Here is a 22,030-nt window from a genome sequence, read left to right on the forward strand (position 1 = left end):
CGACGGGACGACGAACGGCGACCGGACGGCCACGAACGGCGACGGGACGACAGACGAGGACCGGACGGCCGCGAACGGCGATGGGACGGCGAACCGGGGCCGGACGACGCACGGCGGCGGAACGGCGGCGAAGGACGGCGGGACGACGAACCGGGGTCGGACTGCGGGCCGGGACCGGACGGCAGATCGGGGCGGGGGCGTGGGCATGGGCGAGCCGGACTCCGAGCGGGTCGCCCGGCGGGACGACGCCGTGCGCGCCGCCGTGGAACAGTGCCTCCTCTCCCCGGGCCACCCCATCGTCGCGCTCCTCGACGTCCCCGGCATCCGGGCCTCGGCCGCCGCACTGCACGCCGCCTTCGACGCGGTGGCCGCTCCCGGCACGCCCGTGCTGCACGCCTTCGCGGTGAAGGCGACGCCCCTCGTGCCCGTCCTGCGGCTGCTGCGCGAGCAGGGCATCGGCGCGGAGGTGGCGAGCCCGGGAGAGCTCGCGCTCGCCCGGGCGGCCGGGATCCCGCCCGCGCGGACCGTGCTCGACTCGCCGGCCAAGACACTCGCCGAACTGCGCGAGGCGCTGGCACTGGGCGTCGCGATCAACGCGGACAGCCCGCAGGAACTGGACCGCATCGACGCCATGGTGTGCTCGGCGGCCACCGACTCCCCCATCGGGCTCCGGGTGAACCCGCAGGTCGGCGGGGGTTCGATCGAGGCGCTGTCCACGGCGACGGCGACCTCCAAGTTCGGGGTCGCGCTGCGGGACGAGGGGGCCCGCTCGTGGATCGTGCGGGCGTACGCCGATCGTCCCTGGCTGACCCGGCTGCACGCGCACTCGGGCTCGCAGGGCATGCCGCTCTCCCTGATGGCGCAGGGCGTGGCGGAGACGTACGCGCTGGCGGAGGAGATCAACCGGCACGTCGGGCGGCGGCAGGTCGACACGATCGACATCGGCGGCGGACTGCCGGTCAACTTCGGCTCCGACGCGACGACACCGACGTACGCGCAGTACGCGCGGCTGCTCGCCGAGGTGGCGCCGGGACTGTTCGACGGACGCTACGGGCTGGTCACCGAGTTCGGGCGGTCCCTGCTCGCCAAGCACGGGACGGTGCTGGCGCGGGTCGAGTACGTGAAGTCCGCCGGGGGCCGGGCGGTCGCGATCACCCACGCCGGGGTGCAGGTGGCGACCCGCACGGTCTACGCGCCGGGGGCCTGGCCGCTGCGGATCGCCGCGTACGACGCGAAGGGCCGGTCCAAGACGGGGCCGGACGTCGTCCAGGACGTCGCGGGCCCCGCCTGCTTCGCGGGCGACCTGCTGGCCGAGGGCCGCGCGCTTCCGCTGCTCGAACAGGGCGACCACGTGGCCGCGCTGGACACCGGCGCCTACTATTTCGCCCACCATTACGCGTACAACTCGCTCGCCCGTCCCGGCATCTACGGCTTCGCACCGGCCGGCGACGACGCGGGCGGCACGCGCTTCGCGGTCGTACGGGAGCCGCAGACGCTCGACGAGATCGTCGCGGAGTCGGGCGTCGCGCACGGGCCGTCGCTCACCGCGCTGTAGCCACCGCCCTCGCTGCGGGGACGGCGGCACGAGCGACGGGGGACGGGCGGCACGCGCCAAAGCGCACCTCGACCGACGGGATCCGCGGGACTGCCGGGTCCACGCACCGGCAGGTTCCGGTCCCGGGGCGCACGCGCATGCCGCGCGCCCGATCACACTCGCGAGCACCCCTGCCGCGCCCCTCAGGGCAGCACAAACCGGCCACGGTCGGTTTCAGCACGCCGGAGAATGTGGCCAGTTGACCCACCTTAGTCATCGCGGGCATGTTCCACAGGAAAATGCCCGATCACTCCCTTCCCGTGCGCACAGTGCGTAACTTCTTCGTCACTCGGCCGAACCCTTGGCGGGAGGGGAGACACGGTGCCTGGAATCGACGAGTGCCTGCTGGAAGCCATGACACTGCCCGGTGCGCGGGGTGCCTCGGTGGTCGACTGGACCAGCGGCCTGGCCCTGGGCACGGTGGGCGACGCACCGGGAGACGACCACGAGACGACCGCTGCCGAGGCCGCCGAGCTGGCCCGGCTCGCCGCGGAGAACCGCTCGTTCGCCCCCAAGGACGGCTCCGACTGGTCCGAGTGGTCCGATCAGGAGACCCCGATCGAAGACTTGATCATCAGCAACCGCGACAGCTATCACGTCCTGCGTTTCGTCCGGACCACCTTCGACAGCAGCGTCTTCCTGCACCTGTGGCTGGCCCGCTCGGACGGCAATCTCGCCCTGGCACGCATCCGGCTCGGCGAGATGGCCGGACGGCTGGTGCTCGTATGACCACGGTCAGGACACCTCCTCCGCCCCGGCTCCCGGTGCGGGACAGGGCGCCGAGCGCCGCGGCCGGCGCCTCGCCGATGCTCAGCCGCCTCGCCGAGGAGCGGGCCACCGGCGTCCTCATCCGCGAGCGCGGCACCCTCTATCTCGCCGACGGTGAGGTGGTGCACGCCGAGAGCCCGGCCACACCGGGGCTCGACGTGCTGTTCTCCGTCCGCGGCGTGCTGGACGCCGAGGTGTGGCGGGAGGCGGTCGCCGCGGCCGGGGCGCGCCGACGGGTCGGCCGGTTCCTGATCGACAGCGGGTGGATCGCGGAGGGCGCGCTGGAGCTGTGCCATCTCGGCTCCCTGTACGACGCGGCGTACTTCGTACTCGGGCCGAGCAGCACTCCGAGCCGCTTCCGGTACGGCGCCGCGCACTGGTTCGGCCCGCTCCGCCCCGTCCCCGTCGCCGCGCTGGAGCGCGAGACGGTACGTCGGCGCGAACTCCTGCACCGCATATGGCCCGACCCGGCGACCGACACCGCGCCGCTCCGGCGCGCCCTGCTCGCCGCGGGGCCGACGGTGCCGCTGCGCCAGGAGGCCGTCCTCGGCCGGGTGGACGGCGTCCGCACGGCGGCGGACGTGTCCCTCGCGCTGGGACGGCCCGCCTTCCACACGCTCGTCGACCTGCGCCGACTCGCCGCCGCCGGACTCGTGACGGCCGCTCCGCCACCGCAGCCGCTCCCCCCGCCCAGCGTGCTCACCCAGACCTCCACCGATCCCGACGTCGCGTTGCTGCGACGACTCAGAGACGCGCTGGAGGCCTTGTGAGTCCCAACCCGCGGGAGGCCTTGTGATCCGCGCGCTACGACAGCGTGCCGAGAGGAGACTGCTGATGGCGGCGGAACCCGAAGTCCTCGACGAACTCCATCGGTTGAGGGCCCGCGTGCCCCAGCTGACCGGAGCGCTCGCGGCCAGCGCCGACGGTCTCGTCCTCGCCCACGACACGCCCGGTGTGGAACCGGACGGCCTGGCCGCGCTCACCGCGGCCGCACTGGGAGTCGCCATACGGATGGCCGAGTCAACCGGGCACGGCGATCTGCGTGAACTGCTGGTCCGCGGTGTGCACGGCTATGTGGCGACCTACGCGGCAGGCGGCTCCGCCGTCCTGACGCTGCTGGCCCAGGACCGGGTCAATGTCGGCCGGCTGCACCTGGAGGGGCGGCGTTCCGGCACCCGGATCGGGGAGCTCGTCGACGCCGCCACAGCACGCGGCGAGCTGGTCGCCGACCCACCCAAGCCGTCTGCGAAGCCCTCGTCGGCCCCATCGCGCACACGCACGGCACGCGGCACGACCGCCGCGCGCCCCACTTCTACCCCTGCCACCAACCACCCGAGAACATCAGAGAGTTGAAGGAGCACAGCATCATGACGAACACCGAGACCGCGCTCAAAGAGGCACTGGCGTCCATCGAGGGCGCGACCGGAGCCGCCCTCGTCGACTACACCAGCGGAATGGCGCTGGGCACGATCGGTGGCAGCAAGAGTTTCGACCTCACCGTCGCGGCCGCCGGCAACACGGACGTCGTCCGCGCCAAGCTCCGCACCATGGAGCACCTGGGGCTGAAGGGCGACATCGAGGACATCCTGATCACGCTCTCCGACCAGTACCACCTGATCCGGTTGATCAAGGGGCGTGGCGGAAACGGCCTCTTCCTGTACCTGGTGCTCGACCAGAAGCGCGCCAATCTGGCGATGGCCCGGCACCAACTGAAGAGGATCGAGGCCGACCTGGAGGTTTAGTTCCGGGCCGGTCAGCGACGTCGCGCCCCACCGGGCGCGGCGTCGCCCGCCGCCACTCCGGTGGCGCGGACGGCCCGGACCGGCTTGCCCACAGGGGCACCGGCGCGCGGGCCGAGCCAGTCGACACGCACCCAGATCAGCGCCTGCTCGGCCCGCTCCAGGCGCCCGAGCCGGCCGGCCTTCAGCCACAGTCCGACGCCCGCGCCGGCGAGCAGCATGCCGCCCGCGGCGGGCACGGCGAACGAGCTGCCCAGCGCTGCCGCGAAGGCGAGGAGCAGCCACCAGCGGTGGCCCCGGCGCCAGTTGCGAACCGTCACGGCACGGTCCTGGAGCACATCGTGCTTACTGGCACGCACGGCGGAGCGGACCAGAGCGGCGTACCGCTTCCTGCGCCAGTACGGCACCACGGCCGCCGCGACGAGAAACAGCGCGGCCCCCGCCATGACGCCGATCCTGCGCCCCGTCAGTCCGGGGAAGACCACCCCGACTCCGGCAGCCAGCACCCCGCTCCACCACAGTGGTGCGGCTCCGGCCCGCACCACGACGGCCATCCGGGCCAACCCCTGTCCTCCGCGCGCCACCATCTGCCTCCCGTCTCAGCGCCTTCACGCCCACGGGTACGTCGCCGACCGCCGCCGCGCCCGTGTGTCTCTGGGCGCGCAGGCTAGCCACGGAAGGTGAGACGAGTCTGAGAAACACCCGAATTCGCACGCCCGAATTCGGGATTCGGCGCCTACTCGACGAACAGTCCCCGCACCGCGGCCCGCGCGTCGAACTGCTCCAACCGCGCCTGCGCGTCCGGCAGGTCGTCGCACATGGCCTCCAGCAGAACGCGGCCCAGCAGCATCGGCGCGCACGCCGTGTCGAAGGCGAGGCCGGTGCCGACGGCGGCGGGGAGCAGCAGGTCGGACACCTTCGCCACCGGAGCGAACGCGGAGTCCGCGACCGTGACGACGGTCAGCCCGGCCTCCTTCGCGTAGCCCAGGGCGTCGACGACCTCGCGCGGGTGCCGGGGCAGCGCGAAGCACAGCAGGGAGGTGGCCCCGGCCCGGACGGCCGCGTCGATGCGGTCCTGGAGCATCGTGCCGCCCTCGTGCAGCAGCCGTACGTCGGGGTGCACCTTGGCGGCGAAGTAGGCGAAGCCGTAGGCCTGGGAGGCGGCGGCGCGCAGCCCGAGGACGGGCAGCGGACGGGACGCGGCCAGCAGGCGTCCCGCTCTCGCGACCGGGCGCGGATCGGCGAGCACCGCCGCGAGGTGGCGCAGGTTCTCGATCTCGGCCTCGACGGCCTGCTGGTACTCGTTGTACGAGGCGGTGTCGGTGGCCGGTTCGGCGGGCGCGACCTCGCGCAGGTGCCTGCGCAGCGCAGGGTAGCCGTCGAAGCCGAGGGCGACCGCGAAGCGGGTGACGGAGGGCTGGCTGACTCCGGCGAGTTCGGCGAGTTCGACGCTGGACAGGAACGGCACGTCGGCGGCGCGCCGCACCATGCTGTGGGCGATGCGCCGCTGGGTCGGCGTCAGCCGGCGCCCCTCGAAGAGGGCCTGGAGCCGCCCGGCGGGGCTGTCGCTCACACCCGTGTCGCTCTCCACGCCGCCGTCCCCCATCGCCCTGCCGTCCCCGTTCTTGTCGCTGCCCCCGGCCATACCGCTGCCCGTGCTCATGACGTGCTCCCCCTCCAGATGTCCGTGAACCGGTCGAGCAGTGCGGCGGCCGCCGTCACGTCGTCCGTGAGCGGCCGGTCGGCCTGCTCCGCGTCGAGCACCGCCTCGGCCAGTTCCATTGCCCGCCCGGCCGGCAGCTCCGGGTCGGGCCGCAGATCGCGCTGGCGCAGCGCCCGCACCGCGGCGACCAGTTCGCAGCCGACGACGAGACGGTACGCACCGCACGCCCGCAGCGTCTGACGTGCGGCGAGCGAGGCGAAGCTCGCCTGTTCCTCGACGCCCCGGGAGAGTACAGCGTGACCGAGCGAGGCGGGCGCGGAGAAGGCCCGCAGGTCACCGAGTGCGGCACCGGCTGCGTACTCCAGGATCATCACGCCGGAGGACGCCGGTTCGTGGTCGGCGAGGAAGGGGCGAAGCCGGGTGTAGGCGGGTTCGTTGAGGGTGGACAGGCGGGAGGTGGACAGACGTGCCACCTGGGTGACGGCGAGCCTGAAGTGGTCCAGCGCGAGGGCGAGTTGGGCCTGGTAGAAGCCACCGTGGTGGTAGGCGGCCATGTCCTCCGGGGAGATGAGGGGATTCTCCGCGGCGGCGTTGATCTCCACGGCGAGGACCGTCTCCAGCGCGTCCGCCGCGTCGTGCGCGGGGCCGTGGATCTGCGGGAGGCAGCGGAAGCCGTACGGGTCCTGGATCCGCCCGAGCGGTGGCGTGGGCCGGTCCGCGGCGCCGATCAACTCCCGCATCCGGCGGGCCACTTCGATCGATCCCCGGTGCGGCCGGGCGGCGTGCACGGGCGCCGCGTACGCCTCGTGGGACCCGTCGACCGCCAGCAGCGACAGGGCCGCGACGACCTGCGTGGCGCCGATCAGCCCGCGCAGTTCGTGCAGCGCGAGCGCGGACTGCCCGAGGGTGAGCGCGTTGCTGCTGATGAGCGCGAGGGCGTCGTTGTTGTCGAGCGCCTGCGGCTCGGGAGCCACGCCGCCGGACCAGGCCTCCGGCCCTCCGCCGGCCGGCACCACGGATCCACCCGCACCCGCCCGGGACCACTCCCCTGCTCCTGGGACCCCGGCCCTCGGGACCCCGACGACCGCTCCCTCCCCATCCCCGTCCGCCCCACCGGACCGCACCAGCGAACCGTCCGGCCCCCTCCACGGGTGCTCCCCCGCGAGGGCCAGGCCCACCTGGGCCAGGGCGGCGATGTCCCCGGTCCCGACCGAGCCGAACTCGTTGACGACCGGGTACGCGCCGTTCTCCAGCGCCTCGCACAGGGCCGTCACGACGGTGGGCCGCAGTCCCGCGCCGCCCGCGAGGAGCTGGTTCGCGCGGACGGCGAGCATCGCGCGGATCTGCCGGGCGGGCAGTTCCTCGCCGATGGCGCCGGCGTGGCTGCGCAGCAGGCGCAGGCCGTGGCCGGCGGCGGCCTCCGTCGGCACGTCCTCGTTCCGGTTCGCGCCGACTCCGGTGGAGCGGCCGTAGACGCGGCCGGTGGCGGCGATCTGCCGGGCGGCGCACCAGGACTCCTCGACGCGCTTCATGGCATCCGTGCCGGGGACCGGCCGCGCGGCCCCGTCGGCGAGCCGTACGACGTCGTCGACACCGGTGCCGCGACCGTCCAGGACCACGAGCGCGACGTCCGCCGGAGGCGTCACCGCACAGGACGTGGCCATGATCCGAGACGACACCACGCGCACACCTTTCTATTCAGGTACCGAGAACTCTGCATGACGATATGCAGACCCGGCAAGGGGCACCTGCCGGGGGCTCGGCCCAGTCGCAACAGGGGGGCTATCCCCAGTGCCACTCGGACCTCGGCTGCCTAACGTGATGAACATGACCGGTATGGAAGCCCGCCATGACGACGCGGAACTGAAGAAGGAACTCAACGCCACCCTGCACGCCCGCAGGGAACTCGGCGACGAGTACGAATCGGCGCTGGTCGACTCGTTCCTGGAGAAGGTCGAGCAGCATCTCGACGGCGCCGTCGACCGCCGGGTGCGGCGCCAGCTCGCCGAACAGCAGATGGTGGTGGCGCGCGGCGCGCGTTCGCCCCAGTCGTCCGACTCCTGGGGCGAGCGTTTCGGCTTCGGGATCGTCTCGCTCGTCCTCGCGGTCCCGCTGTCCGCGATCGGCGGCGGAATCGCCCACCTGCCCGGACTGCTCGTCGCCTGGGTCGGCATCGTGGGCGTGAACGTGGTCCAGGCAGCGCGCCTCTCCCCGGGCTTCTTCGGCCGCCGCAAGACCCGGCCGGAGTCGGACTGGGAGGGGTAGGCGCAGCGCATGGGCGCGAGGAATTTGGCCGACGCACGGCGGGGTAGGTGCGCCGCGGAGCCCCGCCCGTACGGGGAAACGGGCGCCGCGCAGCCTCGTACGGCGCACGAAAGGGCCCGGCACTTGAGACAAGTGCCGGGCCCTTCGACGTGTTGCGCGGGGACCGCCGCACCCCCGATACCGGGGGGCGGGACGACGGCGGTCCCCGCGAGGGACGCGGGCCGGGTCAGGACCGGGCTTACGCGTCCTAGGCGTCCATGGAGGTCCGGGAGCCGCTCCGGAGGTCCTTGGCGCCGTTTTGGCGCCGGCCGGGGCGGGGAGCCGCTCCCGCCCTGCCGACACCCATCAATGTGCCGGACCCGTGTTAAGCGGGTGCTGCGCGGACGTGACGCGCTCGTACCACTTCCGCGAAGTTCACCTCGGCCGGAGCCTGAAGATCCACACGGATCCGACACTTCGAACAAATATCCCGCTCGGACCCCGAACGACCGAACGTTCTGCGCCCGGCGATGCCTCTGACCGTCACCCGTGCGCCCCGGGCCACTGCCCGGCGCGCACCCCGGTTGTCTCCCGTGGCCCCGGCACGTTCCCGCGGGCCCCGGCAGTCACGCGGGAGTCACGCCCTGGTGCCGCCCTTGGCCAGGAACGACAGCAGGTCCTGCCGGCTGACGACACCGGTGGGCTTGCCCTCGACGAGCACGATCGCGGCGTCGGCGCGGCCGAGCACGGACATCAGGTCGGCGACCGGCTCACCGGAACCGACCTGCGGCAGCGGCGACGACATGTGCTTCTCCAGCGGGTCGTCCAGCGACGCCCGCTTGGTGAACAGCGCGTCGAGGAGCTCGCGCTCCACGACCGACCCGATGACCTCGGCGGCCATCACGTCCGGGTGGCCGGCGCCCGGCTTGACGATCGGCATCTGCGAGACGCCGTACTCGCGCAGCACCTCGATGGCCTCGCCGACGGTCTCCTCCGGGTGCATGTGGACGAGCGAGGGGATCGTGGCGCCCGCCTTGTCGTTCAGCACGTCGGCGACACGGGCGCTCGGGCCGGTGTCCTCCAGGAAGCCGTAGTCGGCCATCCACTCGTCGTTGAAGATCTTGCTGAGGTATCCGCGCCCGCTGTCGGGGAGCAGCACGACCACGACGTCGTCGGGGCCGAGGCGCTCGGCGACCCGCAGCGCGGCGACCACGGCCATGCCGCAGGAGCCGCCGACGAGCAGCCCCTCCTCCTTGGCCAGCCGCCGCGTCATCTGGAAGGAGTCCTTGTCGGACACGGCGACGATCTCGTCCGCGACCGTACGGTCGTACGCGGTCGGCCAGAAGTCCTCACCGACGCCCTCGACGAGGTAGGGCCGGCCGGAGCCGCCGGAGTACACGGACCCCTCGGGGTCGGCGCCGACGACCTGCACCTTTCCGTCGCTCGCGTCCTTCAGATACCGGCCGGTACCGGAGATCGTGCCGCCGGTCCCCACACCCGCGACGAAGTGGGTGATCTTCCCCTCCGTCTGCTCCCACAGCTCGGGGCCGGTCGAGTGATAGTGCGAGAGGGGGTTGTTCGGGTTGGAGTACTGGTCGGGCTTCCAGGCTCCCGGGGTCTCCCGGACCAGCCGGTCGGAGACGTTGTAGTACGAGTCCGGGTGCTCCGGGTCGACGGCGGTGGGGCAGACCACGACCTCGGCCCCGTACGCGCGCAGCACGTTGATCTTGTCGGTGGAGACCTTGTCGGGGCACACGAAGATGCACTTGTACCCCTTCTGCTGCGCCACGATGGCGAGCCCCACACCGGTGTTCCCACTGGTCGGCTCGACGATCGTGCCGCCGGGCTTGAGGGCGCCGCTCTCCTCCGCGGCCTCGATCATGCGCAGGGCGATGCGGTCCTTCACGGATCCGCCGGGGTTGAAGTACTCAACCTTCGCCAGGACGGTCGCCTGGATGCCCGCGGTCACGTTGTTGAGTCTCACCAGCGGGGTGTTGCCGACGAGACTGATCATCGAGTCGTGGAATTGCACCGTTGTCTCCGGAGCTGCGTTTTCAACAGGAATGGTCCCGTCAGCCTACGGCCCTGAACAGCCGTTCACGCGCCGTTGAGATTGGCCCACCCGCTCTTCGGGGCAAGCAGTGGTTGTACGGCTACAGGAGGTGGCGGCGACGGATGTCGAGCTTGTCGAGGGCGAGGGTGGCCAGGCGGATCGCTGCGGGCGCGGCGTACGGCGGGGGCGGGGTCGGACTGGTGGGTGCGGCGGCCGTCGGTCTTGTGCTGGCCGAGGTGCAGCTCGCGAAGCGGCATGTGGGCAACGGGCACGCTCCCTACGCCCCGCGCGCGGACGGTCTCTACGGGTACGACTACGCCGGTGCCTCCGCTGACGAATCCCCGCTGCGCCTGACGATGCTCGGCGACTCGACGGCCGCGGGACAGGGGGTGCGCCGGGCCCGCCAGACCCCGGGCGCCCTGCTGTCCTCCGGGCTCGCGGCGGTGGCCGAGCGGCCGGTGGAGCTGTGCAACGTGGCGCTGCCCGGCGCCCAGTCGGACGACCTGGACCGCCAGGTCGCCCTCGCCCTCACGGACACCTCGCGACTGCCCGACATCTGCGTGATCATGATCGGGGCGAACGACGTGACGCACCGGATGCCGCCGACGCGCTCCGTGCGTCACCTGTCCGCGGCGGTACGCCGGCTGCGCACGGCCGGTGCCGAGGTGGTCGTCGGCACCTGTCCCGACCTGGGCACGGTCGAGCAGGTCCAGCAGCCGCTGCGCTGGCTGGCCCGGCGCGCGTCCCGCCAGCTGGCCGCGGCCCAGACGATCGGAACGGTCGAGCAGGGCGGCCGTACGGTGTCGCTGGGCGACCTGCTGGGCCCCGAGTTCGAGGCGAACCCGCGCGAGCTGTTCGGCCCGGACCACTACCACCCCTCGGCGGAGGGGTACGCCACGGCGGCCATGGCACTCCTGCCGACGGTCTGCGCGGCACTCGGCCTCTGGCCGGCCGAGGAGGAGCGTCCGGACGTCTCGCGCCACGAGGGATTCCTGCCGGTCGCCCGTGCGGCAGCCGAAGCCGCCTCCGAGCCCGGCACCGAGGTCGCCGCCGCCATGCCCACCGGCCCCCGCGGCCCCTGGGCCCTCCTCAAACGCCGCCGCCGCCAACGCCTCCCCGCCACAGACCCAGCCCCAACCCCCTACAACTGACCCCTCCAGATCAACGACTCCCCGACCCCGGGACGGCTTCCCGACCCCGGAACCGACCCCGGAACCGATCCCGGGTTCCGGGGCGGTCCCGGGTTCCGGGGGCGCGGGCCCAGTTGCGGGTGCGGCAGTCCCGGGTTCCGGGGCCGCGGGCCCAGTTGCGGGTGCGGGTGCGTGGGGGCTGGTCGCGCAGTTCCCCGCGCCCCTGAGCCCGTCACCCCGGCCGGCGAAGAACCAGCCCGGGCGAGCGAAAGATCAGCTCCTCCGGCGTTTGGGGAGCGGCGCCAGGGCAGAGCCCAAATCCAGCCGGCGTTCGAGAAGCGAGGCCAGGGCACAGCACAGATCCAGCCCCTCCGGCCTTCGAAGAGCGGGGTCAAGGCACGGCCCACATCAGCAGAGCCCAGATCCAGCCCCTCCGGCGTTTGAGGAGCGGGGTCTGGGGCAGAGCCCCAGAAAGGCCGGCCCAAGAGGGGGTTCACCCCTCACCAAGCCCCCGTGCAACGGGCCCCCCGCAGAAGGCGCCCCCGCCAGAGAAAAGCAAGCGCTTAGAAAAGTGCGTCCGGTGTCACACACCAAGACCGGTGACCTCGACGGTACGTGCGGGTAACTTCCCAATCAGCCCTGCACACTTCCCGTACGCCAATGGAGCCGTGATGCCCGAAGCCGTGATCGTCTCAGCCACCCGCTCACCGATCGGCCGTGCCTTCAAGGGCTCCCTGAAGGACGTGCGCCCCGACGACCTGACCGCCACGATCATCCAGGCAGCCCTCGCCAAGGTCCCCGAGCTGGACCCGAGGGACATCGACGACCTGATGCTCGGCTGTGGCCTCCCCGGCGGCGAGCAGGGCCACAACCTCGGCCGGATCGTGGCCGTGCAGATGGGAATGGACCACCTCCCGGGCTGCACCATCACGCGTTACTGTTCCTCCTCCCTGCAGACCTCCCGCATGGCCCTGCACGCCATCAAGGCGGGCGAGGGCGACGTCTTCATCTCGGCGGGCGTCGAGATGGTGTCGCGGTCCGTCAAGGGCACCTCCGACGGCATTCCCGACACCCACAACCCCCTCTTCGCCGACGCCGAGGCCCGCACGGTCGAGGTCGCGCAGTCGGAGGGGTCGACCTGGCACGACCCGCGCGAGGACGGCCTGATCCCGGACGCGTACATCGCGATGGGCCAGACCGCCGAGAACCTGGCCCGCCTCAAGGGCGTCACCCGCCAGGACATGGACGAGTTCGGCGTGCGCTCGCAGAACCTCGCCGAGGAAGCCATCAAGAACGGCTTCTGGGAGCGCGAGATCACCCCGATCACGACCCCGGACGGCACGGTCGTCAGCAAGGACGACGGCCCGCGCGCCGGCGTGACGCTGGAGGGCGTCCAGGGCCTGAAGCCGGTCTTCCGCCCCGACGGCATGGTCACCGCGGCCAACTGCTGCCCGCTGAACGACGGCGCCGCCGCCCTCGTGATCATGTCCGACACGAAGGCCCGCGAGCTCGGCCTGACCCCGCTCGCCCGCATCGTCTCGACCGGTGTCACCGGCCTCTCCCCGGAGATCATGGGCCTCGGCCCGGTGGAGGCCAGCAAGCAGGCGCTCCGCCGCGCCGGCCTCACCGTCGACGACATCGACCTGTTCGAGATCAACGAGGCCTTCGCCGCCCAGGTGATCCCGAGCTACCGCGACCTGAACATCCCGCTGGACAAGCTGAACGTGAACGGTGGCGCCATCGCCGTCGGCCACCCCTTCGGCATGACCGGCGCCCGCATCACCGGCACGCTCATCAACAGCCTCCAGTTCCACGACAAGCAGTTCGGTCTGGAGACGATGTGCGTCGGCGGCGGCCAGGGCATGGCGATGGTCATCGAGCGCCTCAGCTGACCGCGGTGACCCGTTCCTGTAACGGGAGTTGAACCCAGCGTGAACGAATCGGCCCAGAAGCCCGTAACCACCGGGACTCTGGGCCGTTTTGTGATCCAATCCCCCCCAAGATGTGACCTATGTCCCTTCGAATGGCCATTTCCGCAGGTCAGAGGTGTTGCGCAGCTAAACCCGAGGCCCAAAGTCCTGTCCTATTCGTGACGTTACGCACTGACAGTTTGGTGGTTCGCCCTTCAAGCTGATGTAGGAAGTCGGGGGCCGACTTTGAACCGGGAGTACGTCAGTGAGCGCCATGCCGATTGCTTTGCTGCTCACCACCGCCGCCACCGCGGCCGTGGGCGTCGCCGTTCTGCACACTCTGCAGAGTCTGCGTCGGCAGGTCGCAGCCCTGCACAGTGAACTTGCCGAGAGCCGCGCCGGTGCCGCGCGAGGTCTCGTGCCCGCCGCGCGAGGAGCCGCCGACGCGGACGAGATACGCATGGCCGTGGCCGAGGCGCTCGCCGACGAGCGGGAGCGGGAGCTCGCCGAGGCGCGGGCCTTCTGGGCCGCCCAGGAGGCGCGTGACGCCTCCGACGCGCCCTCGCTGCTCGGCCTGCCGGACAGCGAACTGTTCCTGCCGCGCCACTCGGACTTCGTGGGCCTGGAGCACCTGGAGCCGGTGGCCGAGGCCGGCACGGACCTCGAGGAGTTCCTCCAGACCGGCACCGCCGGCGACTCCCCGGAGCTCGCCGCGGCCCGCCGCCGTCACCCATCGCACCCGGACTTCGTTCCCGTCCAGTCACCCGTGGTCAACGACCACGAACGCACGGTGGCCTGCCTGGAGGAGCTCGCCGAGTCCCGTACGGAGCTGGCGGACGTCCGCCCCGGCCCACTCGGCACCCTCGACGTCTACGTCTTCGCCGACGGTACGACGCTGTGCATGACCCCGGGCCACCGTGAGACCGCGCAGCAGCTCGCCGCGGCTCTGGAGGCCGGTGAGACCCCGGTCCTGCTCGGCGGCTCCGGTGTCTCGGGCGCGTACGCCCTGACCTTCGCCTTCGGCGAGGAGAACGTCTACATCCTGGCGGACCGCGTCATAGCGTCACTGTGACCCGCCGGGCGTCACGGTGACGCGCACGGCGCCTTCGCGAACCGCGCAGCGCCGCCGTGAACGCACGACCTCACCCCGGCCGCCCCCCGGAGCCGGGGGGCCGACGCGCCGAGGGGGCCGGGCAACCGCGCCGGAGTCGATCAACGGATCAGACGCCGGCGCGTTTCTGTGCCTCCGCCACGAGCGTGACCGCTTCCGCCAGTTCCTCCTCGTTCTTCAGTACGAGGGCCAAGTCGTGCGCGGCGACCGTGATTTGGTCGGCGGCGGCGAACATCCCGGCGTCGGGCATCTCCCGGGGCTCCCCCGACGGGTCCTCGACCCGCTGGGTGCGGAGCGCGAACTCCCTGGCCAGCCCTAGTGCCTCAGCCGCGGCACCTCGTTGCAGGCGGCTCTGCGGTGCGGCCCGCAACCGGTCGGCGAAATGGTCCACGGCATGGGTCAACGGCGTCGTATCCAGCACGCCGCGAGACTACGCGCAGCTGCGGGACTGTTGCCAACAACCCAACCCTCAGGCACGGTGGCGTGAAGGACCGGCTTACATCCCCTTTGCGTTCGGAGGCGCCGATGTCCCAAGTCTTCTCCGAGGAGACCCATCGCAACCTGCTCGCCCGCATCCCCCATTGCACCGGTCGTGAGATCTCCGACTGGCTTCGCACCGTCGACGAAGGACCCGCCCTCTTCCGCTTCGAGGAGAAGGTCAGCTGGCTCCGCGCCGAACACGACCTCGCGTACGGCCATGCCAAAGCGATCATTCACGAGTACGACCTGAGGAGGGCTGCGCGCAAACTGCTGTGAGCGCGCACCACCGAGACGACAGGCACCCGACGACGAAGGGCCCGCGAACCGGTGGTTCGCGGGCCCTTCAGGTCACCTGACGGCCTGTCCGGCCGTCGGCGTCACTAGTCTCTGCCGCTGAAGATGGCGACCAGTCGCAGCATCTCGACGTAGATCCACACGAGGGTCATGGTCAGGCCGAACGCGGCCAGCCAGGCTTCTTCCTTCGGCGCACCGTAGGTGATGCCGTCCTCGATCTGCTTGAAGTCGAGGGTCAGGAAGAACGCGCCGATCAGGATCGCCAGGATGCCGACGATCGCGCCGAGCGGGCCGCTGCTGCGCAGTCCGCCGTCCGGGGCGACACCGAAGGCGACCAGCAGCAGGTTCACCGCCATGACGACGATGAACGCGATGGCGATCGTCAGACCGATGCGCGCGTACCGCGCGGTCACTCGGATCCAGCCCGCCTTGTAGACGAGCAGGGTGGCGCCTGCGACGGCCATCGTGCCGAGCACGGCCTGGAAGGGTGCGCCGTGCCACCGCGCGTTGTACATCTCGCTGATGACCCCGAGGAAGACGCCTTCGAAGGCGGCGTACCCGATGATCAGCGCGGGCGAGGCGACGCGCTTGAAGGACTGCACCATCGCGAGCACGAAGGCGACCAGCGCGGAGCCGACGGCCAGGCCGTAGCTCGTCGCGGAGACCGGCAGCAGCGCCCAGGCCAGGATGGCGCCGACGACGACGGTGCCGAGCGTCATGGCCGAGCGCACGACGACGTCGTCCATCGTCATCCGGCCGGTGGTGGCCGGGGCCTGCGGCGGAGCGCCGTACTGAAGGCCCTGCTGTGCGTACGGGTTCTGCGCGTAGGGGTTGCCGCCCTGCTGGGCGTACGGGTTCCCCTGCGTGCCGACAGCGGGTCCCCCGGCCTGCGGCGCCGCGTTGAAGCCCGCGTAGCCGTTGTCGCGGCTGAACCCCCGTCGCGAGAAGACCGGGTTACTGCTCCTCATTTCGCTCCTCCATGGCCACCCTCGTGACCTTGGCTCAAGAGTAATAGGTAGGCAAAGGAATGACCCTAGTGCTTGAGGAGGATCTTTCCCTCGTTGTGCCACCGTACGCGTGTGCCCTCCGGCACGCCCGCACTGGTACGAAGCCGTGACACCAGCGTCGGTGACACAGGCTCCGTGGAGATCACCTGCCCTCTCAAGCCGCCGTGATCCCTTCCTATTCCTGTCGCCCCGATCCCACCCGTTCCCGTCCGCTTCCGTTCACTCCCGTTCGCCGAGGGGGAAGCCCGTGTACCCCTCCGCGAGGTCCGTCGCGGCCGCGCGTGAGCTCGCGATCCGCTCCAGGCGGGCCAGTTGGACGCGGTCCTCGAAGGGGGTCGCGGCGGGGTCGCGGTGCAGCAGGGCCGTCATGTCGTACGAGAACCGCTCGGTCTGCCAGATCCGGCGCAGACAGGTCTCGGAATAGGCGTCGAGCCGTTCGGCCGATCCGGTGTCCCTGAGCTGGATCAGGGCGCGGGCGAAGGTGACGACGTCGCCGACGGCGAGGTTGAGGCCCTTGGCGCCGGTCGGCGGCACGATGTGAGCGGCGTCACCGGCAAGGAAGAGACGGCCGTGCCGCATCGGCTCGTGGACGTAACTCCTCATGGGTGTGACGGACTTGGCGGTGACGGGGCCGCGTCGCAGCCGCCAGTCGTCGGCGGTCTCCAGACGCCGTTCCAGCTCGTCCCAGATCTCCTCGTCGCTCCACGCCCGGGCATCCGTCCCCTCGGGCACCTGGAGATAGAGGCGGGAGACGACGGGCGAACGCATGCTGAGCAGGGCGAAGCCGCGATCGTGACGGGCGTAGACGAGCTCGTCGTGCGAGGGCGGGACGTCGGCGAGGATGCCGAGCCAGCCGAAGGGGTACGAGCGCTCGAAAGTACGGGAGAGCGCGGCGGGCACGGCCTTGCGGGCGACGCCCCAGAAGCCGTCGCACCCGACGACGTACTCGCACTCGAGCACGTCCTCCCGCCCCTCGTGCCGGAACCGCACACGGGCCCGGTCGCTCTCGGCCCCCTCGACGGCCAGCGCCTCGGCCCCGAAGAGCAGCGGGCCGCCCTCCTTGAGCTGCAGCGCGACGAGGTCCTTGCACACCTCGGTCTGTGCGTACACCATCACGGAGCGCCCGCCGGTGAGCGCCGGAAAGTCGATCCGGTGCCGCTTTCCCCGGTACCGCAGCTCGATCCCGTCGTGCCGCAGCCCCTCCCGGTCCATCCGTTCCCCGGCCCCGGCGGCCCGCAGCGCGTCCACAGTCCCCTGCTCCAGGATCCCGGCCCGCTGCCGCTGCTCCACATGGGTCCGGTCCCGGCTCTCCAGAACCACGGACTCGATCCCGGCGCGATGCAACAGCCGAGCCAGCAACAACCCGGCCGGCCCGGCCCCGACGATCCCCACGGTGGTACGCATCGCCATGCTCACACCTCTCCCTCGCGCCGTTCGCTCAGTGAAATTTCTTTCACCTTCATCACCCGCGAGTCTCCGCCGCCACGGAACCACTGTCAACGGCCGGATCACCCATCGGGGGACCGGCAACCTGAATGAACGTCAGAAACCCGCACACCGCCGCGGTTCGGGTGCAACCACACTCTCCGCCAAGCTGACCGGAGTTCCGTTCGGCGTCCACCTCAGTCAGGACTCAACCGGCATGTACGCCCGGACTTACGTCGGCGGAACCGTCAACCGCTGCTCGGCCAGCGGCTTCCAGCCCCTGGACTTCGGGAGCAACCAGACTCGCAGCCGGCGGGCCACGCTCGGAGTGTTCCGACTGTGGCCCGCGTCCCGCGATACAGGTGCGGAAAGTGCCCGGAACCGGACTTGAACCGGTACGCCCGCGAGGGGCAGCGAGGTTTAAGCTCGCCGTGTCTGCATTCCACCATCCGGGCAGACCATGGGCTCCGCATCGAGGTTCCGAGCCTATCGGGGCGCGTAACCCGAACAGCGGGCGTGCGGACCGATGTTGTCTTATTTTATTGACGTCTGAGGGTGCATCAGCACGCGGTACAGGCCGTCAGCACTTGCCAACAGCCTTTCGGACGCTCCGGGCCCGCGTACACGGATTGACGGAATTTCACCGTCCGAACACGATCGGAACGAGCCTCGGACGAGGTGCCGGGCGAACTCCCGGGCGAACTCCCAGGAGAGCGACCGCGGGGCGCGCGCTCCCCGAGCGTCCGCGGCGCGCTCACCGAGGGCTTCCCAGACGTCTTCGCGGCGCCCCGACCCGGACGGTTCTCAGGGGAGCTCCGTCATCCCCAGGTATGACACAACCGCTCCCGGTCCGACCCCAGGCTGCCCCCGGAACCGGAACAGCGGGTGACTCCATCCCGCGGATCGGCACGGACGATGGAACACGTCCCCATCAACATCGTCGTCCCGACAGGAGCACCCTCCCGTGACCACCACCCCCCTCGCAGGCACAAGCACCGCGGTCGCAGCCCGCGCCACGGAACTGTCGAAGGTCTACGGGCAGGGCGAGACCCAGGTGATCGCCCTCGACCGGGTCACCGTCGACTTCCGGCAGGCCGAGTTCACCGCGATCATGGGCCCCTCGGGGTCCGGCAAGTCCACGCTGATGCACTGTGTGGCGGGACTGGACAGCTTCTCCTCCGGCTCCGTGCGCATCGGCGACACGGAGCTCGGCTCCCTGAAGGACAAGCAGCTCACCAAGTTGCGCCGGGACAAGATCGGCTTCATCTTCCAGGCGTTCAACCTGCTGCCGACCCTGACGGCCCTGGAGAACATCACCCTCCCGATGGACATCGCCGGCCGCAAGCCCGACAAGGAGTGGCTGGACAAGGTCATCAAGATGATCGGCCTCGCCGACCGTCTGAGCCACCGCCCCTCCCAGCTCTCCGGCGGCCAGCAGCAGCGCGTCGCCGTCGCCCGCGCCCTCGCCTCCCGCCCCGACATCATCTTCGGCGACGAGCCGACCGGAAACCTCGACTCCCGCTCGGGCTCGGAGGTCCTCGGCTTCCTGCGCAACTCCGTACGGGAGCTGGGCCAGACCGTGGTGATGGTGACGCACGACCCGGTGGCCGCCGCCTACGCGGACCGGGTCGTCTTCCTCGCCGACGGACGGATCGTCGACGAGGTGTACGAGCCGACCGCCGACTCCGTCCTGGACCTCATGCGGAGTCTTCCCGGGGGAAACCCCCGGACCTCCGAATCCGACGGCAAGGGCCGCACCAGCTGACACCCGGCCGGACCGCTCACCCCGGCACTCCGAGCCCTGAGCCCTGAATTCCGAGCCCTGAGTTCCGAGCCCTGCGCTCCGGACTCCGCGCCCTGGACACCGAGCGCCGACTTCCCGCACCTTTCCGCACGCTCCCCGTGCCCGCCCGTGGCCTTCCGCGCCCTTTGCGCGCCGGCCCGCGGCTTCCCGCGCCCTCCCGCGACTCCTGGACTGAGAAGACCCATGTTCCGTACCGCCTTGCGCAACGTATTCGCGCACAAGGCCAGGCTCCTGATGACCGTGCTCGCCGTCCTGCTCGGCGTCGCATTCGTGTCGGGGACCCTGGTCTTCACCAACACCATCTCGGACGCCTACCAGAAGAGCTCCGCCAAGGGCTTCGACCAGGTCGACGTCGCCATCCACCCGGAGAGCGCGCCGGACACGGGCGACAGGGTCGGCCGCACGCACAAGCTCACGCAGCCGCTGCTCGACAAGGCGGCCGGGGTGCCCGGAGCCGCCTCCGCGATCGGCGTCGTCAACGGCTTCACCGCCATCGCCGACAAGGACGGCAAGCTGATCGGCGGCGGCTTCCAGTCGCAGGGCGGCAACTACTGGAGCGCGAAGGACGGCGGGAAGGACCCCCGCTATCCCCTGGCCTCCGGACACGCGCCCCACGGCTCGGGCGAGGTCGCGATCGACGCGGAGACCGCGAAGCGGGCCGGCTACAAAGTCGGCGACACCATACGTCTCTCGGTCGACGGCCCTGTCCTCAAGCCCGTGGTGACCGGCATCTTCACCACCGACGACGGCAATGTCGCCGCGGGCGGCAGCCTCGCCCTGTTCGACACGGCGACCGCGCAGCGGCTGTTCCACTCGGTCGGCTCCTACGACGAGATCGACGTGAAGGCCGCGCCGGGCACCAGTCAGACCGCGCTGCGCAACGCGCTCGACGACGTCGTGCCGAAGGACGTCGCCTCCACCACGACCGGCCGGAAGCTCGCCGACGACCAGGCCGAGCAGATCTCCTCGGCGATGAGCGGCATGAAGACGGGCCTGCTGGTCTTCGCCGGGATCGCGCTGTTCGTCGGTACGTTCATCATCGCCAACACCTTCACCATGCTGGTCGCCCAGCGCACCAAGGAGCTGGCGCTGCTGCGCGCCGTCGGCGCCTCCCGCCGCCAGGTCACCCGCTCGGTGCTGATCGAGGCGTTCGTGGTCGGCGCGGTCGCCGCCGTCGGCGGGCTCGCCGCGGGCATCGGCATCGGCGCCGGAATGCGCTCCCTGATGGGCACGCTCGGCGCCACGGTGCCGGACGGCCCGCTGGTCGTCTCGCCCGGCACGGTCGCCACGGCGCTGCTGGTCGGTGTCCTCATCACGATGCTGGCCGCGTGGCTGCCGGGCCGCCGCGCCGCGAAGATCCCGCCGGTCGCCGCGATGAGCAGCGTCCACGCCAAGGCGACGACGAAGTCCCTGGTCGTGCGGAACACGATCGGTGCCCTGTTCGCGGCCGCTGGTGTCGCCGTGGTCCTCTACGCCACGACGATGGACGGCTCGGACGGCCAGGCCCCGATGGGTCTCGGCGCGGTGCTGCTCATCATCGGCGTCTTCGTCCTCACCCCGCTGCTGTCCCGTCCGATGATCGCCGCGGCGGCTCCCGTCCTTCGCGTCTTCGGGATCTCCGGCAAGCTGGCCCGGCAGAACTCCGTGCGCAATCCGCGCCGTACGGCCGCCACCGCCTCCGCCCTGATGATCGGCCTCACCCTGATCACCGGTATGACGGTGATGGCGGGCAGTCTGCAGAAGTCGATCGACAAGATGGCCAGTTCGGCGATCAAGGCGGACTACATGGTGTCGATGGCGAACGGCAATTCCCTCTCCCCGGACGTCGAGAAGAAGCTCGCCGCGGTCGACGGGGTCACCGACACCAGCTCGCTGCGCAACGCCCCCGTACGCATCGACCGCCAGACCGAGTTCCTGACCGGCGTCAACGGCGCGGCCATCGGCAAGCTCACCGACCTCGCCGTCACCGACGGCTCGTTCCGGGTCGGCGGCACACGGGTCGTGGTCGACTCGGACACCGCCACGTCCCATGGCTGGAAGGCAGGTTCGGACTTCAAGGTCTCCTACGAGGACGGCAAGAAGGAGAACCTGACCGTCGCCGGGGTGTACGAGGCCAACGAGGTGATCCGAGGCATCATCCTCGACAACGCCACGCTCTCCCCGCACCAGCGCGACGCCGCCGACATGCAGGTCATGCTGAAGACGTCGAACGGCGCGTCCGCCGCGACCAAGGACAAGCTGGAGAAGGCCCTCGGCAACAACCCGGCCATCAAGGTCCAGGACAAGCAGGACATCTCCGACGACATCGCGAAGATGTTCACGCTGATGCTCAACATGCTCTACGGCCTCCTGGCGATGGCGGTCATCGTCGCTGTCCTCGGTGTCATCAACACCCTCGCGATGTCGGTCTTCGAGCGCTCGCAGGAGATCGGGATGCTCCGCGCGATCGGCCTGGACCGCAAGGGCATCAAGCGGATGGTCCGTCTGGAGTCCCTGGTCATCTCGCTCTTCGGCGGTGTCCTCGGAGTCGGTCTCGGCGTGTTCTTCGGCTGGGCGGCCGGCGAACTGCTGGGCAGCAAGATGTCGACGTACGAACTGGTCCTGCCCTGGGGCCGGATGGCGGTCTTCCTGCTCCTCGCGGCGGCCGTCGGCGTCCTCGCGGCGCTGTGGCCGGCCCGCCGGGCGGCCCGCCTGAACATGCTGACGGCGATCAAGTCGGAATAGCGGAGCGGCGGGACCGGAGCGGCTGCCCGCGCAACGCACAGGGAGGGGTCCCGTTCCGGACGGAACGGGACCCCTCCCTGCGCA

The 22,030-nt window shown here is 71.1% G+C and carries 19 protein-coding genes and 1 tRNA gene; 12 read left to right on the forward strand and 8 right to left on the reverse strand.

The window, feature by feature from the left end:
- Window positions 1–205 precede the first annotated feature (205 nt).
- From ACZ4N5_RS29205 to ACZ4N5_RS29225, 5 genes are all read left to right on the forward strand, one after another.
- Window positions 206–1,555, forward strand: a complete 1,350-nt coding sequence (locus ACZ4N5_RS29205) for a type III PLP-dependent enzyme domain-containing protein (protein ID WP_467760138.1) — start codon at window positions 206–208, stop codon at window positions 1,553–1,555.
- A 360-nt stretch (window positions 1,556–1,915) separates the two neighbouring features.
- Entirely contained in the window at window positions 1,916–2,323 is a 408-nt protein-coding gene (locus ACZ4N5_RS29210; protein WP_467760029.1) for a hypothetical protein, read from the forward strand.
- Entirely contained in the window at window positions 2,320–3,132 is an 813-nt protein-coding gene (locus ACZ4N5_RS29215) for a transcriptional regulator (protein WP_467760030.1), read from the forward strand. Before ACZ4N5_RS29210 ends, ACZ4N5_RS29215 begins: the two co-directional genes overlap by 4 nt.
- 64 nt (window positions 3,133–3,196) lie before the next feature.
- On the forward strand, window positions 3,197–3,715 hold the full coding sequence (locus ACZ4N5_RS29220; RefSeq protein WP_467760031.1) for a roadblock/LC7 domain-containing protein: 519 nt from the start codon (window positions 3,197–3,199) through the stop codon (window positions 3,713–3,715).
- 14 nt (window positions 3,716–3,729) lie between these two features.
- Window positions 3,730–4,104 (forward strand): roadblock/LC7 domain-containing protein, encoded by a 375-nt coding sequence (locus ACZ4N5_RS29225; RefSeq protein ID WP_467760032.1) that lies wholly within the window; start codon window positions 3,730–3,732, stop codon window positions 4,102–4,104.
- A gap of 11 nt (window positions 4,105–4,115) precedes the next feature.
- On the opposite strand, the gene ACZ4N5_RS29230 is transcribed toward ACZ4N5_RS29225, so the two are convergent.
- The 3 genes from ACZ4N5_RS29230 to ACZ4N5_RS29240 all read right to left on the reverse strand — a co-directional run bounded on the left by ACZ4N5_RS29230 (window position 4,116) and on the right by ACZ4N5_RS29240 (window position 7,428).
- Entirely contained in the window at window positions 4,116–4,685 is a 570-nt protein-coding gene (locus tag ACZ4N5_RS29230) for a hypothetical protein (RefSeq protein WP_467760139.1), read from the reverse strand.
- Between the two features lie 152 nt (window positions 4,686–4,837).
- On the reverse strand, window positions 4,838–5,707 hold the full coding sequence (locus tag ACZ4N5_RS29235) for a MurR/RpiR family transcriptional regulator (protein WP_467760140.1): 870 nt from the start codon (window positions 5,705–5,707) through the stop codon (window positions 4,838–4,840).
- 53 nt (window positions 5,708–5,760) lie between these two features.
- The gene (locus tag ACZ4N5_RS29240; protein ID WP_467760141.1) at window positions 5,761–7,428 is read right to left on the reverse strand and encodes an aromatic amino acid ammonia-lyase; all 1,668 of its coding nucleotides are present in this window, start codon (window positions 7,426–7,428) and stop codon (window positions 5,761–5,763) included.
- A gap of 163 nt (window positions 7,429–7,591) precedes the next feature.
- Between ACZ4N5_RS29240 and ACZ4N5_RS29245 the strand changes: the two genes are divergently transcribed.
- Entirely contained in the window at window positions 7,592–8,029 is a 438-nt protein-coding gene (locus tag ACZ4N5_RS29245) for a hypothetical protein (protein ID WP_467760033.1), read from the forward strand.
- Between the two features lie 616 nt (window positions 8,030–8,645).
- Here ACZ4N5_RS29245 and ACZ4N5_RS29250 read toward each other — a convergent pair.
- Window positions 8,646–10,040 carry a cystathionine beta-synthase gene (locus tag ACZ4N5_RS29250; protein ID WP_467760034.1) on the reverse strand — a complete coding sequence of 465 codons (1,395 nt, stop codon included), beginning with the start codon at window positions 10,038–10,040 and terminating at the stop codon, window positions 8,646–8,648.
- Between the two features lie 143 nt (window positions 10,041–10,183).
- Between ACZ4N5_RS29250 and ACZ4N5_RS29255 the strand changes: the two genes are divergently transcribed.
- From ACZ4N5_RS29255 to ACZ4N5_RS29265, 3 genes are all read left to right on the forward strand, one after another.
- Window positions 10,184–11,212 carry an SGNH/GDSL hydrolase family protein gene (locus ACZ4N5_RS29255; RefSeq protein ID WP_467760035.1) on the forward strand — a complete coding sequence of 343 codons (1,029 nt, stop codon included), beginning with the start codon at window positions 10,184–10,186 and terminating at the stop codon, window positions 11,210–11,212.
- A gap of 650 nt (window positions 11,213–11,862) precedes the next feature.
- On the forward strand, window positions 11,863–13,083 hold the full coding sequence (locus ACZ4N5_RS29260) for an acetyl-CoA C-acetyltransferase (RefSeq protein ID WP_467760036.1): 1,221 nt from the start codon (window positions 11,863–11,865) through the stop codon (window positions 13,081–13,083).
- 283 nt (window positions 13,084–13,366) lie between these two features.
- A complete protein-coding gene (locus ACZ4N5_RS29265; protein WP_467760037.1) occupies window positions 13,367–14,173 on the forward strand; it encodes a hypothetical protein in 807 nt (268 codons plus the stop codon).
- A gap of 148 nt (window positions 14,174–14,321) precedes the next feature.
- Here ACZ4N5_RS29265 and ACZ4N5_RS29270 read toward each other — a convergent pair whose 3' ends face one another.
- On the reverse strand, window positions 14,322–14,633 hold the full coding sequence (locus ACZ4N5_RS29270; RefSeq protein ID WP_355846047.1) for a hypothetical protein: 312 nt from the start codon (window positions 14,631–14,633) through the stop codon (window positions 14,322–14,324).
- A 104-nt stretch (window positions 14,634–14,737) separates the two neighbouring features.
- Here ACZ4N5_RS29270 and ACZ4N5_RS29275 point away from each other — a divergent pair, with 104 nt between their 5' ends.
- Complete coding sequence (locus tag ACZ4N5_RS29275) at window positions 14,738–14,968, forward strand: DUF4287 domain-containing protein (protein ID WP_103550712.1); 231 nt, start codon at window positions 14,738–14,740, stop codon at window positions 14,966–14,968.
- A gap of 104 nt (window positions 14,969–15,072) precedes the next feature.
- On the opposite strand, the gene ACZ4N5_RS29280 is transcribed toward ACZ4N5_RS29275, so the two are convergent.
- The 3 genes from ACZ4N5_RS29280 to ACZ4N5_RS29290 form a co-directional block, all read right to left on the reverse strand.
- Window positions 15,073–15,954: a Bax inhibitor-1/YccA family protein gene (locus ACZ4N5_RS29280; RefSeq protein WP_467760038.1), complete on the reverse strand. Its 882-nt coding sequence runs from the start codon at window positions 15,952–15,954 to the stop codon at window positions 15,073–15,075.
- 258 nt (window positions 15,955–16,212) lie between these two features.
- Window positions 16,213–17,397, reverse strand: a complete 1,185-nt coding sequence (locus tag ACZ4N5_RS29285; protein WP_467760142.1) for a 4-hydroxybenzoate 3-monooxygenase — start codon at window positions 17,395–17,397, stop codon at window positions 16,213–16,215.
- Between the two features lie 393 nt (window positions 17,398–17,790).
- A tRNA-Leu gene (locus ACZ4N5_RS29290) sits at window positions 17,791–17,873 on the reverse strand.
- Between the two features lie 509 nt (window positions 17,874–18,382).
- Between ACZ4N5_RS29290 and ACZ4N5_RS29295 the strand changes: the two genes are divergently transcribed.
- Together ACZ4N5_RS29295 and ACZ4N5_RS29300 are read left to right on the forward strand one after the other, a co-directional pair.
- Window positions 18,383–19,183, forward strand: a complete 801-nt coding sequence (locus ACZ4N5_RS29295) for an ABC transporter ATP-binding protein (protein WP_467760039.1) — start codon at window positions 18,383–18,385, stop codon at window positions 19,181–19,183.
- Window positions 19,184–19,405: 222 nt separating this feature from the next.
- Window positions 19,406–21,946, forward strand: a complete 2,541-nt coding sequence (locus tag ACZ4N5_RS29300; protein ID WP_467760040.1) for an ABC transporter permease — start codon at window positions 19,406–19,408, stop codon at window positions 21,944–21,946.
- Window positions 21,947–22,030 lie beyond the last annotated feature (84 nt).

The sequence above is a fragment of the Streptomyces sp. NPDC026500 genome (assembly GCF_055567635.1).

What these genes read in the sequence shown, in the direction of transcription:
- ACZ4N5_RS29205 (WP_467760138.1), top strand. Translation starts at nt 206, where the DNA reads ATGGGCGAGCCGGACTCCGAGCGGGTCGCCCGGCGGGACGACGCCGTG.
- ACZ4N5_RS29215 (WP_467760030.1), top strand. Translation starts at nt 2,320, where the DNA reads ATGACCACGGTCAGGACACCTCCTCCGCCCCGGCTCCCGGTGCGGGAC.
- ACZ4N5_RS29220 (WP_467760031.1), top strand. Translation starts at nt 3,197, where the DNA reads ATGGCGGCGGAACCCGAAGTCCTCGACGAACTCCATCGGTTGAGGGCC.
- ACZ4N5_RS29225 (WP_467760032.1), top strand. Translation starts at nt 3,730, where the DNA reads ATGACGAACACCGAGACCGCGCTCAAAGAGGCACTGGCGTCCATCGAG.
- ACZ4N5_RS29235 (WP_467760140.1), bottom strand. Translation starts at nt 5,707, where the DNA reads ATGGGGGACGGCGGCGTGGAGAGCGACACGGGTGTGAGCGACAGCCCC.
- ACZ4N5_RS29240 (WP_467760141.1), bottom strand. Translation starts at nt 7,428, where the DNA reads ATGGCCACGTCCTGTGCGGTGACGCCTCCGGCGGACGTCGCGCTCGTG.
- ACZ4N5_RS29245 (WP_467760033.1), top strand. Translation starts at nt 7,592, where the DNA reads ATGACCGGTATGGAAGCCCGCCATGACGACGCGGAACTGAAGAAGGAA.
- ACZ4N5_RS29255 (WP_467760035.1), top strand. Translation starts at nt 10,184, where the DNA reads ATGTCGAGCTTGTCGAGGGCGAGGGTGGCCAGGCGGATCGCTGCGGGC.
- ACZ4N5_RS29260 (WP_467760036.1), top strand. Translation starts at nt 11,863, where the DNA reads ATGCCCGAAGCCGTGATCGTCTCAGCCACCCGCTCACCGATCGGCCGT.
- ACZ4N5_RS29275 (WP_103550712.1), top strand. Translation starts at nt 14,738, where the DNA reads ATGTCCCAAGTCTTCTCCGAGGAGACCCATCGCAACCTGCTCGCCCGC.
- ACZ4N5_RS29280 (WP_467760038.1), bottom strand. Translation starts at nt 15,954, where the DNA reads ATGAGGAGCAGTAACCCGGTCTTCTCGCGACGGGGGTTCAGCCGCGAC.
- ACZ4N5_RS29285 (WP_467760142.1), bottom strand. Translation starts at nt 17,397, where the DNA reads ATGCGTACCACCGTGGGGATCGTCGGGGCCGGGCCGGCCGGGTTGTTG.
- ACZ4N5_RS29300 (WP_467760040.1), top strand. Translation starts at nt 19,406, where the DNA reads ATGTTCCGTACCGCCTTGCGCAACGTATTCGCGCACAAGGCCAGGCTC.